The organism is Listeria sp. PSOL-1 (genome assembly GCF_902806445.1).
GTDB lineage: Bacteria > Bacillota > Bacilli > Lactobacillales > Listeriaceae > Listeria.
The window spans coordinates 1,692,518-1,705,022 of record NZ_LR760298.1 but is presented as its reverse complement, the minus strand read 5'-3'; the positions used below and the strand labels follow the sequence as shown (position 1 = coordinate 1,705,022).

The following is a 12,505-nucleotide window of genomic DNA, read 5'->3' as shown; positions in this document are numbered from 1 at the left end:
GCCCATGAGTAAAAAATCGAAAGTTGTAGAATATCTTTACATTATTATAGGAGCGGCGATTATTGCTTTGGCGTTTAATGTGTTGCTTTTGCCTAATCATATTGCCTCGGGTGGCGTTAGCGGTATCAGTACGATTGTCAATTACTTGGCGGGTTTCAATCCAGCTTTTATTCAGTGGGCACTTAATATTCCTCTATTTATAGCGGGCGTTTTTTTCCTCGGTTATCAATTTGGGATTAAGACGTTTGTTGGAACGCTGATTATTCCATTATTTGTTTATTTGACACAAGATTTCACACCTTGGACTAAAGAGCCCCTTGTTGGTGCTTTATTCGGTGGTGTGCTAATTGGCGCTGGCTTAGGGATTGTTTTTCGCAGTAATGCTTCTACTGGTGGCACAGATGTTATTGCCCAGATTATGCACAAATTTACGCATCTTTCGCTTGGGATTTGTGTAGCATTAATCGATGGATTAGTCGTATTAACGGCGATGGTTGCCTTTGATATTGAATCTGGGCTTTATGCTTTGATTGCTTTATTTGCAACAAGTAAAACAATTGATGTTGTTCAAGTTGGCTTAAAACAATCTAAAGCAGTTTTTATTATTTCTAATAAGCAAGATGAGATTCGTGAGGCTATTTTATTTAAAATTGGCCGTGGGATTACAAGGCTTGAAGCAAGAGGCGGTTACACAGATGACGATAAGCAAATTTTATTTTGTGTTGTTGTGCAACAAGAGTTCCCTAAATTAAAAAAGGTTGTCAAAGAGATTGATGACAGTGCCTTCGTCGTTGTGATGAGTGCAAGTGAAGTGATGGGCGAAGGATTTAGCCTGTAAAAATAAATCGGTGTTTAAGCGCCTCGTGTTTGGAAATTCCAGTATGCTTTGTTTTCCTGAGCTGCTGTTAAATTCCAAAGCGAGGTGCTTTTTATATGTTCGAAATTTGTTTCTCCTCTAAATCGTTCTTTTTAAGCTCATTTTATATAACAATTAGATGACAGGATTTTTGAGAAAGCTTGAGCATACCAAGCTTAAACGAGGTAAGTGGTCTATCCCATTTAATCTATAATGTAATCTTTTTTAATCTCCTTGTAATGTTATTTTGCGATAAAAAACGGTACAATGAGAGCAGTTGAAAAACAGGATGCATTGTTTTCAATTTAGCCTAATCAAAATTGGTTTGGTAAAAATTAGCAAAAACAAAAATAGTATTACAACATTAAAAATAATGTCATAGCTTGAAATATAACTGTAATGTAAATAACCTAAAGCTGAAAAACTAGAATGCTATAATAAAGCCTGTGTTCAATTGGGGCTATCCTAAACACTACAGTTTTATGTCAAAGGTTATCATTACATTACCTTACAAACGATTCCTAAAAAGAAAGGCGAGTTAGGTGATAAGATGATATTAATGGAAGACGTTTATAAGAAATACCGAAATGGAATTACTGCAGCGAACGGCTTAAACACTAAAATTGAGCAAGGTGAATTTGTTTATGTTGTAGGGCCTAGTGGTGCTGGTAAATCTACTTTTATCAAGATGATCTATCGCGAAGAGCATGCAACAAAAGGTAATATAGAAGTAGACGGATTTGATTTGGTGCACATGAAGAATCGTGAAGTTCCGTTTTTAAGACGGGATGTTGGTGTAGTTTTCCAAGATTTTAAATTGCTTCAAAGCAAAACAGTGTATGAAAATATTGCTTACGCGATGGAAGTCGTTGAAAAAGACCCAGCCGAAATTAAAGCACGGGTCATGGAAGTACTTGATCTAGTCAATTTAAAACATAAAGTTAGAATGTTGCCAGACGAATTGTCTGGTGGAGAACAGCAGCGAATATCGATTGCTCGTTCCATTGCAAATACTCCTAAGGTTTTGATAGCAGATGAGCCAACTGGAAATCTCGATCCTGATACATCATGGGAAATCATGAATATCCTTGAAGAAATTAATAGTCGCGGTACGACGATTGTGATGGCGACCCACAATAGTTCAATTGTGAATACGCTAAAACATCGCGTTATAGCTATCGAAAATGGTAGAATTGTTCGCGATGAACAGCAAGGAGAGTATGGATATGAAATTTAGAACGTTTGGAAGACATCTGAAAGAAAGCTTTAAGAGTCTTTATAGAAATGGCTGGATGACATTTGCCGCAGCAAGTGCTGTAACAGTAACGCTCATTTTGGTTAGCGTGTTCTTTTCAATATTAGTCAACATGAATAAACTTGCTTCAGATGTTGAAAATGATGTACAAATCAATGTACACATTTCACTCGATGCAAAAAAAGCTCAAGAAGATGAGCTAAAGAAAAATATTAAACAACTAAGCGGCGTTAATAGCGTTACTTTTTCTTCAAAAGATGCTGAGTTGAAAAAACTTGTTGGCGCATACGGAAAAAACTTCGAGCTATTTAAACAAGACAATCCGCTATACGATGTTTTTATTGTACAGGCTAAAGAGCCAGAACAAACCAAACAAGTAGCTTCGAAAATTGAAAAATTTAAACACGTAACTGATGTTAATTATGGTGAAAAAACCGTGGATAAATTGTTTAATACGTTAAGATGGGCTCGTTATGCCGGAATTATTCTCAGCATTGGCTTACTTTTAACAGCAATGTTCCTTATTTCAAACACCATTAAAATAGCAATATTCTCTCGTCGCAAAGAAATAGAAATTATGAAACTCGTTGGTGCGACGAACTGGTTTATCCGCTGGCCGTTCATTTTAGAAGGCGCGTGGCTAGGACTAATTGGTTCTGTGATCCCAGTTATATTGACAATCATAGGATACTTTAATATGTATCACTTAGTAAATCCAAAGCTTGGAAGCACTTCGCTTTCGCTTTTGACACCTGTCCCATTTGCTTATGAAATAAGTGCGTTAATTATTTTAATCGGAGTTTTAATCGGAGTTTGGGGAAGTACCATTTCGATTAGAAGATTCCTTAAAGTATAAGTTGCACATTTGTATATATACCCAGAAGTAATAAAAATAATCATTTAATGGAAAAAAAGCTTAGGGAGCTTTTTTAGGAGGTAAATTCTTTGAAAAAAAATGCGTTTATTGCAGCATCACTTGCAGCGGTTATTAGTTTTACACCAGCTTTTACAACAAATGTTTCTGCCAATGTAAATACAGACATCCAAAATCAAGATAAAAAAATTAGTGAACTTAAATTACAAAAATCGGCTTTACAAGATCAATTATCTAAGTTAGTAGCTAATCTTGATTCTGCTCAAGCTAAAGCAAAAGATTTACAAGCAGATTTTGATAAATCCAGTAAAGAATTAAAGCAGCTTAACACAGAGATTAAGCAAATAAATGAACGCATTAAAGAACGTGAAGGCGTGCTTAAAGAGCGTGCACGTGCAATGCAAAAAACATCCAATTCTAGCGCATATTTAGATGTTATTCTTAGCGCTGATAGCTTATCTGACCTAGTTGGTCGTGTAGCAGCTGTCAATCGCTTAGTTGATTCTGATAAATCCATTTTAGACGAACAACAACGCGATGAAGAAGCATTAAAAACAAAACAATCTGCAGTGCAAAAAGAACAAAAAGCTCAAGCAAAAGCGATCCGCGAATTTGAAGCAGAGCAAAATAGAATCGAAGCACAAAAAGCACAAAAAGAAGCTGTTGTGACTCAACTTGCAGCTGACCAAGCAAATGCAGAAAAATCAAAAGCCAGCTTAGAAGAAAAACGCGATGCCGAAAATAAAGCAAAAGAAGCAGCAGAAAAAGCAAAACAATTAGTAACAGCTACTGAAGTTGCAGCACCGGCTCCTAGATCTACTACACGCGCAGTTAACACAAACTCAAGTAGTTCATCATCATCAGCAACAAACACTTCAAATAATAATGGTGGCGGCAATAGCTCTGCACCAGCTCCATCTGGTCATGGGTATGCTGCAATGATAGCGACTGCTCGCGCACAACTTGGCAAACCTTACTCTCTAGGAGCAAATGGTCCAGACATGTTTGACTGTTCAAGTTTCACACGTTATTCATTCCAAGCAGCAGGAATTAGTCTACCAAGAACATCTGGTGCTCAATATGCAGCATCACAAAAAGTTAGTGAGAGCCAAGCTAAACCAGGTGACTTAGTATTCTTCAGCTATGGAAGCGGAATTGCTCACGTTGGTATTTATGTTGGTGGCGGACAAATGATTAACGCTCAAAATAACGGTGTAAAATATGACAACATTCATGGCGCTGGCTGGGGCGAGTACCTCGTTGGTTTTGGCCGTGTAGCTAATTTCTAAAAAGTTTCAGAGCATCCTTGCTTTTATTTAAAGCAAGGATGCTTTTTTATGTAAAAAATTCGTAGGAAAAATTCGGCAATAAATAACATTGTATGATATGATTAAAAGTACAAAGAAAATATAAAAGGGGGCGCCTCATGGGGATTTTGGCCGTGTTTTTAATTATTTTACTTGTGCTTAATGTTTTCTTTGCGGCTGTCACTGTTTTTCTAGAACGAAGAGATACTTCCGCTACATGGGCATGGCTCTTAGTTTTAACTTTTATTCCAATCGTTGGTTTCATTATTTATTTGATTTTCGGGCGTAAACTTTCTAAGAAAAAGATTTTTGATTGGAAAGGGCAAGAAAAGATTGGGATTAGTGAGTCAATAATGAATCAAATTGAATTAATGCGTCAAAAGGAATTTCCATTTAGTGATATAAATGTGAAGAAGCACCGGAATTTAATTTATTTATTACTCGTTAATGATGGCGCTATTTTGATACAAGATAATGAAGTTGAAGTTTTTACTGATGGATATGAAAAATTTGAAGCATTATTTAACGACATTAACAATGCCAAAGATCACATCCATATTATTTATTACATATTTCATTCGGATGAACTTGGGAAACGTATGATTCATTTATTAGAGAAAAAAGCTGCAGAAGGCCTTAGTGTGAAAGTGATTTATGATGCGATGGGTTCAAGAACAACAAAGAAGAGCTTTTTTAAGACACTTAAAAAAAATGGTGGACATGTTACCCCTTTTTTCCCGTCTAAATTACCTTTAATTAATTTTCGCCTTAATTATCGAAACCATCGTAAGTTAGCGATCATCGATGGGGAAATTGGCTACATCGGTGGTTTTAATATTGGCGATGAATATTTAGGTTTATCCAAGAAATTTGGCTATTGGCGCGATACGCATTTACGTGTTTATGGAAAAGCTGTCTATGCTATGCAAACCCGTTTTATTATGGATTGGAATTCAGCTGCACCACATCAAAAAATTGATTATAAATTTCGCTATTTCCCAACATTTTATGGGTCAGGGAATACAAGCATGCAGATCGTTTCAAGTGGCCCCGATTCAGAATGGCAACAAATTAAAAACGGTTATATCAAGATGATCAATTCAGCTGAGCGATCAATTTATCTACAATCGCCATACTTTATTCCAGATGCTAGCTTGATAGAAGCTTTAAAAATAGCGTCACTTTCAGGCGTGGATGTGCGTATTATGATTCCTAATAAACCAGATCATCCGTTTGTATATCAAGCAACAACAAGTTATGTTGGGGAATTAATTGAAACGGGTGCCAAAATCTTTATTTATGATAATGGGTTTATTCATGCTAAAATGCTTATTATTGATAGTGAAATAGCTTCTGTTGGTACGGCAAATATGGATTTTCGAAGCTTTCGTTTAAATTTTGAAGTCAATGCCTTTATTTATGAGAAAAAGTTAGCCCAAAGACTAGAGGACAGTTTTTTAGACGATCTTTTGAAATCATATCAGCTAACCCCAGAGCTTTATGCTAAGCGATCGATTTGGATAAAATTTAAAGAAGCTGTTAGTCGCTTACTTTCACCTATATTATAGAATTTGTGTTCACGGAGGCCTAATAAAATGGAAATTATCAAGATTATCGAAAAAGGGATAGCTAGTTTATTTGCGCAGCCTTTGCTTTACCTGTCGATTATTTTACTTATTATAGTAGGTTTCCGTCGTGTGAAACGGGAACGAAAATCATTTAGTACGCGTATCTATTCCCCGTGGTTAGAGCTAAGAACTTTTTTTTCAAGTTCTCTCATTTTTGGGGGGCTGCTTTCGGTTATTACTTTTTTTACTGGGTTTAGTATTACTGTTCATTGGTTAGTCGTTTTTAATGTGATAACGATGCTTGTTTTGATTGGCTCAATGTTTCGTCTCGTTTCAGTTGCTGTTACAATTGGAATGTCTAGTTTGTTTTTTTACATATGTTATTACCATGACGTAAAATTAGTGCCATTTATGAAGCTGAATTTTAATTATAAAGACTTATATGTGGATAATTTTATGGTCGCAATGACCTTCTTTTTAGCGTTGTTATTGCTCTTTGAAGGCTATTTGATTCAGCGTTACGGTGCAAAAAATGCGCTGCCAATGCTTAAGAAAACAGCGCGTGGTAAAGTAGCAGGAGCCTTCCAGTTAAGAAAACTTTGGTTTATTCCGCTGCTTGTTTTTATACCTGGGACTGAAATGCAAAAATTGTTTGATTGGTGGCCTGTGTTTACAATTGGTGCACATTCTTACTCACTGATTGTTTTGCCAATTGTCATTGGTTTTGGTAAGCACATCGAGACGGCTTTACCTAACAATATTAGCCGAAAGATTTCGTCTCAAGTTACTATCCTTGCAGTAATTATTGCAATGATTGGTTTGTTGAGTATCATGATGCCGACACTAACATTATTTGCTTTCGTATTAGCGGTTGTCGCGAGGCTGTGGATTGCTTTTCGCTTTTATCGGGAAGAAAAATATGGACGTAAATGTTTTGTCCCACTTTCAGATGGTTTGGTTATTCTGGGTGCTCGTGCTGGTTCACCTTCTGAAAGACTCAACTTATTAGCCGGGGAAAAAATTATTGAAGTAAATGGACAAAAAGTAAACTCACGCGCTTCACTTTACAAAGCATTAAATATTAATCGGGCTTTTTGCAAGATAAAAGTTATTGATTTAGATGGAGAGCCAAGAATCGAACAAACTGCTTTATACGCTAATGACCCATTTGAACTCGGATTGTTGCTAGTGGAACCTCGTTAAAACAGAAGCATAAAATAAAAAAGAGGAGCGATAATTTTGGAAAAAATATTGATTGTTGATGATGAAAGCTCCATCCTAACATTGCTCCAATTTAACATTGAAAAAGCTGGGTATGAGGTGATAACGGCAGAAGATGGGAAAAAAGGATATGAGCTTGCCCTATCTGAAAAGCCAGATTTAATCGTACTTGATTTAATGCTTCCTCAAATGGATGGGATAGAGGTAACAAAAAAATTACGCCAGGAAAAAATAACTATACCTATTCTAATGTTAACCGCTAAAGACGAAGAACTTGATAAAATTATTGGCTTAGAACTTGGCGCGGATGATTATTTAACAAAGCCATTTAGCCCAAGAGAAGTTATTGCACGAATTAAAGCTATTTTACGCCGAACTGAAAAGCAAACAAATGATACTGAAATCAAGCTGACGATTGGGGATCTTACAATCTTACCTGACAGCTATGAAGTGTTTTTACAAGAAGAGCGACTGGATTTAACGCCAAAAGAATTTGAGCTGCTACTTTTTCTAATGACCCATCGAGGAAAAGTTTTTTCAAGAGATCAATTGCTTGATATTGTATGGAATTATGAGTATAGTGGTGAAACTCGTATTGTCGATGTCCATATTAGTCATTTACGTGAAAAAATTGAGGCCGATACAAAACAGCCGAAATATATTAAAACGATTCGCGGCTTTGGCTATAAAATAGATAACATTAAGGAAACTTTATGAAGCAGCTCTGGTTAAAAATTGGTGTTTCATTTGTTGTTTTATTTTTTGTGACAATGGGAATTGTTGGGCTTTTATCGGGCGAGCTTATGAAAACGACCTATTTAAACATGAAAAAAAATCAGTTACAAGACGAAGCGCAAATTTTATTAAAAACGACAAAGCTAACAAAACTAGACCTTGATTCGCAAAGTAAGACGGTAGAACAGCAACTTGAGCCTTTAAAAAGTGATATTGGCGCGCGAATTACAATCATCAATAAAAAGGGAAAAGTGATTGCCGATACGCAAGATGATCCGATGAAAATGGAAAATCATTTAGGACGACCAGAAATACATGATGTTTTAAAACAACAAAAAACAGTTAGTTCAGCCGTACGTAAAAGTCAGTCTGTTGGTTATTCAATGTTGTATGTTGCCGTGCCACTTAAAAATCAAAATGGTATGGAAGGTGCTTTACGAATCTCTGTATCATTAAAGTCGATTGAAGTAGCGACAAAGCACTTATGGAGCGGATTATTTGTGATCTTTGGTTTAGCTTTAATCGTGATTGCTGCAATTAGCATTTTTCTTGCACGAAAAATCACGCAGCCCATTAAAGAAATTATTACGGTATCGAATGATTTAGCTGAAGATAAGTACGATAGCCGAATCCACGGAACCTCAAGTGGAGAACTGCAGGATCTATCACTTAGTGTCAATAAACTTGCTGAAAGTTTGGAAATTCAAATGTACGAAATAAAGGAAAATGCTGAACGGCTTCGTGCAATTGTTGAGAATTTGGTCAGTGGGGTTATGTTGATTAATGCAGATAAACAAGTGGTTATGACAAACAAAATGATTCATACGATTCTTTCTGAAAAAAATATGGTTGGTAAAGCCTTTTATGAAGTTATTAAAAGTTATGATCTTGATCAATTATTTGAAAAAGCCTTGAAAACGAAAAAAATTCAACAAGAAGAAGTCACGCTTTATTTTCCACATGAAGCGATATTAGACGCGAGCGTTTCACCAATTATCAATGAAAAAGGTGAAATTTCAGATATGGTCCTATTATTGCACGATGTAACACAAATTCGCCATTTAGAAAACGTTCGTTCAGAATTTGTAGCAAATGTTTCGCATGAGTTAAAAACACCCGTTACAGCACTTAAAGGTTTTGTTGAGACATTGTTAGATGGAGCGATGTATGATGAGGAATTACTTAAACAATTTTTAACCATTATAAAAGATGAAAGTGATCGATTACATCGTTTGATTATCGATATTTTAGCACTATCTCGAATTGAACAAAAAAAAGTGGTCATAAAACAAGAAGAAATGATCGATCTTAAAGAACTGGTTAATCAGTCGCTAAAAACAATTCAAAAGTTTGCTGATGAAAAAGCAATCCAACTTCGAATAAAAAGCGATAATGAGCAAGTCATGTTATTGAGTAATCGTGATGCTTTGCAACAGATTTTGCTCAATTTGCTATCCAATGGCATTGCTTATACACCAGGAAATGGGGAAATCATCATTGGTATAAGCAACTTAAGCAATCATGTTAAATTAACGATTACAGATAATGGCATTGGAATTCCGGCAAATGATTTAGAGCATATCTTTGAACGTTTTTATCGCGTAGATAAAGCGCGGAGTCGTCACTCAGGAGGAACAGGCCTAGGCCTTTCAATTGTCAAGCATCTTGTTGAAACAATGCAGGGCTCAATCAATGTAACAAGTGTTGAAGGAAAAGGAACAACATTTTCTATTCAATTTCCAAAATAAAAAAAGAATATATATCAAAATGCCTAAAAGCTTGGGAAATAAACCGATTTATTTCGTTTATATCCTGATTTTTGAGGCATTTTTATATTTACAATAACTTAACATTGACTACACATCTTCTTAACGCTATACGGCTATAGTTAAATTATTAAAGATATTAATCAAAAAAGGTGGTAGCTAGTGATGAAAAAGAAGTTTTTTGGAATAAGTATAGTTGTTTTAGTATTATTAGCACTTGCAGGTTGCGGCAGTGCTTCACCGAATAAAAATGCAAGTGGATCGATTACTGCAGTGGGATCGACAGCACTTCAGCCTCTTGTTGAAGCAGCAGGAAAAGAATTTCAAAATGAGAATCCAAAAGCACAAATTAATGTTCAAGGTGGAGGTTCTGGCACAGGCTTGACTCAAGTCGAACAGGGCGCAGTAGCCATCGGAAATTCAGATGTCTTTGCTGAAGAGAAAAAGGGTGTTGATGCATCAAAACTAGTTGATCATAAAGTAGCTGTTGTCGGTATGGCACCAGTCGCTAATAAAGATGTAGGTGTTAAAAACCTCAGCAAGCAACAACTCATTGATATTTTTACTGGTAAAGTAACGAACTGGAAAGATGTAGGTGGCAAAAACGAAAAAATTACAGTTATCAATCGGGCTGAGGGAAGTGGGACACGTGCTACTTTTGAAAAATGGGCGTTAGATGGAAAAGCACCAATAAAAGCGCAAGAGCAAGATTCTTCAGGTACAGTACGCAAAATCGTTAGTGAGACACCAGGAGCAATTAGTTATCTAGCCTTTTCTTACATCAATGATTCAGTTTTAGGTCTTTCTATTGATCATGTAAAACCAACAGAAAAGAATGTTGCATCTAACGAATGGAAAATCTGGTCATACGAGCATATGTATACCAATGGAAAGCCAACTGGTACCAAAAAAGCTTTCTTAACGTATATGACAAGTGATGCCGTACAAAAAAATATTGTCTCTAAATTAGGTTATTTACCAATGACAAGCATGAAAGTAGAGCGCGATGCACATGGTAAAGTATCAGAAAAATAAAAGCCTAAGTAACAAAACTTGAAAAAGCAAGTGGTCGTCACTTTACTGGGGAGGAAAAACTTATGGAAGAGTTAAATAAAACCCAACTAATGAAAGTATCAAAAAAAGCGCATCTTGAAGCACGAGGTAAAATGGTAGCTTTCATCTGTATTGCGATAATGATTATTTCCGCCATAGCCATTTTATATTTTGTTCTCTCAAAAGGGCTTGCAACTTTTTTTGTGAATAAAGCATCAGTTACTCAATTTCTTACTGGAGTGAACTGGAACCCTTCAAAGGTTAATGCGTCTGGTGAGGCGCTTATTGGAGCACTACCAATGATTGTTGGGTCATTTGCTGTGACGCTCTTTGCTGCTTGTATTGCAGCTCCTCTTGCTATAGGAGCAGCTATCTTTATGGTTGAAATTTCACCACGTTTTGGGAAAAAAGTTTTGCAACCTGTAATGGAGCTCTTGGTGGGAATACCTTCTGTTGTCTATGGTTTTATTGGTTTAAGTGTCGTTGTCCCTTTTATAAGAGAGCATACTTCAGGAAGTGGTTTCGGCATTGCTGCGGCTACGATTGTGCTTACGATTATGATTTTACCAACTGTCACATCACTTACAGTGGATGCGATTAAAGCAGTTCCAAGACACTATCGTGAGGCTTCACTAGCACTTGGGGCAACTAGATTTCAAACCATTTGGCGAATTGTTCTCCGCGTTGCTAGGTCAGGCATTTTAACCGCTATTGTCTTTGGAATGGCGCGAGCTTTTGGGGAGGCATTGGCTGTGCAGATGGTTATCGGTAATTCAGCAGTTATGCCCCATTCATTATTTGAGCCAGCTTCCACTTTGACAAGTATTTTGACGATGGGAATGGGAAATACTGTGATGGGAAGCTTAGAAAATAATGTGCTCTGGTCACTTGCAATGGTCCTTTTAGTGATGTCTCTCTTTTTCATTATTATTATTCGCTTTATTGGACGTAGGAGGAAAGTAAAATGAACGTAAAGACGAAAGATAAAATAGCAACCGGCATTTTTTACGGCATTGCGATACTCATCGTTCTTATTTTGGCCGGCCTGCTTGGATATATTTTAGTTAAAGGATTGCCGAAACTTAGTTTGTCCTTTTTAACGAATCCACCACAATCTTTTACAGCTGGTGGAGGAATTGGACCGGAAATTTGGAATTCTTTTTACATGCTGATTCTTACAATGATTATTTCGATTCCACTTTCACTTGGAGCAGGCATTTACATGGCAGAATATGCTAAGAAAAATTGGCTGACAGATTTAATTAGAACGATGATAGAAGTGCTTAGTTCCCTTCCTTCTATTGTAGTTGGACTATTTGGTTTTTTGATTTTCGTTATTCAAATGGGTTTTAGTTTTTCGGTTATTTCTGGGGCACTTACGTTAACTATTTTTAATTTACCATTACTAATACGCGTTGTTGAAGAAGCGCTAAGATCTATCCCAAAGACGCAGCGAGAAGCCGGACTTGCGCTTGGGATCACGCGCTTTGAAACGATTACACGAGTATTGATTCCTGCAGCTACCCCGGCGATCATTACGGGTGTTATTTTAGCGGCGGGACGCGTATTTGGTGAAGCGGCTGCGCTTATTTTTACGGCAGGACAAAGTACGCCAACGCTTGATTTTGCTAATTGGAATCCGCTTAATGCTGCATCGCCACTCAATATTTTCAGGCCAGCAGAAACACTTGCCGTACACATTTGGAAAATAAATGGAGAAGGAATTATGCCAGATGCCGGAGCCGTTTCAGATGGAACTTCAGCAGTCCTTATTATTTCAGTGCTATTATTCAATATTTCGGCCCGCTTACTTGGCAAATTTGTATTTAAAAAATTGACCTCATCAACATAGAAAGAAAAGGAGTTTTGC

The 12,505-nt window shown here is 36.6% G+C and carries 11 protein-coding genes; all 11 read left to right on the top strand.

Annotated features, from left to right (window positions below):
• Nucleotides 1–4 precede the first annotated feature (4 nt).
• The 11 genes from G6Q10_RS08240 to pstA all read left to right on the top strand — a co-directional run bounded on the left by G6Q10_RS08240 (nucleotide 5) and on the right by pstA (nucleotide 12,487).
• The gene (locus G6Q10_RS08240) at nucleotides 5–838 is read left to right on the top strand and encodes a YitT family protein (protein WP_370519530.1); all 834 of its coding nucleotides are present in this window, start codon (nucleotides 5–7) and stop codon (nucleotides 836–838) included.
• A 568-nt stretch (nucleotides 839–1,406) separates the two neighbouring features.
• Nucleotides 1,407–2,093 (top strand): cell division ATP-binding protein FtsE, encoded by a 687-nt coding sequence (gene ftsE / locus G6Q10_RS08235; protein WP_163654990.1) that lies wholly within the window; start codon nucleotides 1,407–1,409, stop codon nucleotides 2,091–2,093.
• Nucleotides 2,083–2,967, top strand: a complete 885-nt coding sequence (gene ftsX, locus G6Q10_RS08230; protein ID WP_163654988.1) for a permease-like cell division protein FtsX — start codon at nucleotides 2,083–2,085, stop codon at nucleotides 2,965–2,967. The genes ftsE and ftsX overlap by 11 nt, the downstream gene beginning before the upstream one ends.
• An 89-nt stretch (nucleotides 2,968–3,056) precedes the next feature.
• Entirely contained in the window at nucleotides 3,057–4,274 is a 1,218-nt protein-coding gene (locus G6Q10_RS08225) for an NlpC/P60 family protein (RefSeq protein ID WP_163654987.1), read from the top strand.
• Between the two features lie 137 nt (nucleotides 4,275–4,411).
• Complete coding sequence (cls, locus tag G6Q10_RS08220) at nucleotides 4,412–5,860, top strand: cardiolipin synthase (RefSeq protein WP_163654985.1); 1,449 nt, start codon at nucleotides 4,412–4,414, stop codon at nucleotides 5,858–5,860.
• Nucleotides 5,861–5,887: 27 nt separating this feature from the next.
• A complete protein-coding gene (locus G6Q10_RS08215) occupies nucleotides 5,888–7,063 on the top strand; it encodes a PDZ domain-containing protein (RefSeq protein ID WP_163654983.1) in 1,176 nt (391 codons plus the stop codon).
• Between the two features lie 36 nt (nucleotides 7,064–7,099).
• Nucleotides 7,100–7,798: a response regulator transcription factor gene (locus G6Q10_RS08210; RefSeq protein WP_163654981.1), complete on the top strand. Its 699-nt coding sequence runs from the start codon at nucleotides 7,100–7,102 to the stop codon at nucleotides 7,796–7,798.
• Nucleotides 7,795–9,564, top strand: a complete 1,770-nt coding sequence (gene pnpS, locus G6Q10_RS08205) for a two-component system histidine kinase PnpS (protein WP_163654978.1) — start codon at nucleotides 7,795–7,797, stop codon at nucleotides 9,562–9,564. The genes G6Q10_RS08210 and pnpS overlap by 4 nt, the downstream gene beginning before the upstream one ends.
• A gap of 183 nt (nucleotides 9,565–9,747) precedes the next feature.
• The gene (locus tag G6Q10_RS08200; protein WP_163654976.1) at nucleotides 9,748–10,617 is read left to right on the top strand and encodes a phosphate ABC transporter substrate-binding protein; all 870 of its coding nucleotides are present in this window, start codon (nucleotides 9,748–9,750) and stop codon (nucleotides 10,615–10,617) included.
• 62 nt (nucleotides 10,618–10,679) lie between these two features.
• The gene (gene pstC / locus G6Q10_RS08195) at nucleotides 10,680–11,603 is read left to right on the top strand and encodes a phosphate ABC transporter permease subunit PstC (protein ID WP_163654974.1); all 924 of its coding nucleotides are present in this window, start codon (nucleotides 10,680–10,682) and stop codon (nucleotides 11,601–11,603) included.
• A complete protein-coding gene (gene pstA, locus G6Q10_RS08190; protein WP_163654972.1) occupies nucleotides 11,600–12,487 on the top strand; it encodes a phosphate ABC transporter permease PstA in 888 nt (295 codons plus the stop codon). Before pstC ends, pstA begins: the two co-directional genes overlap by 4 nt.
• The last annotated feature ends 18 nt before the right edge of the window (nucleotides 12,488–12,505 follow it).

Excerpts from the sequence above, each read along its gene's own strand:
- G6Q10_RS08240 (WP_370519530.1), top strand. The coding sequence starts at position 5 with ATGAGTAAAAAATCGAAAGTTGTAGAATATCTTTACATTATTATAGGA.
- ftsE (WP_163654990.1), top strand. The coding sequence starts at position 1,407 with ATGATATTAATGGAAGACGTTTATAAGAAATACCGAAATGGAATTACT.
- ftsX (WP_163654988.1), top strand. The coding sequence starts at position 2,083 with ATGAAATTTAGAACGTTTGGAAGACATCTGAAAGAAAGCTTTAAGAGT.
- cls (WP_163654985.1), top strand. The coding sequence starts at position 4,412 with ATGGGGATTTTGGCCGTGTTTTTAATTATTTTACTTGTGCTTAATGTT.
- G6Q10_RS08215 (WP_163654983.1), top strand. The coding sequence starts at position 5,888 with ATGGAAATTATCAAGATTATCGAAAAAGGGATAGCTAGTTTATTTGCG.
- pnpS (WP_163654978.1), top strand. The coding sequence starts at position 7,795 with ATGAAGCAGCTCTGGTTAAAAATTGGTGTTTCATTTGTTGTTTTATTT.
- G6Q10_RS08200 (WP_163654976.1), top strand. The coding sequence starts at position 9,748 with ATGAAAAAGAAGTTTTTTGGAATAAGTATAGTTGTTTTAGTATTATTA.
- pstC (WP_163654974.1), top strand. The coding sequence starts at position 10,680 with ATGGAAGAGTTAAATAAAACCCAACTAATGAAAGTATCAAAAAAAGCG.
- pstA (WP_163654972.1), top strand. The coding sequence starts at position 11,600 with ATGAACGTAAAGACGAAAGATAAAATAGCAACCGGCATTTTTTACGGC.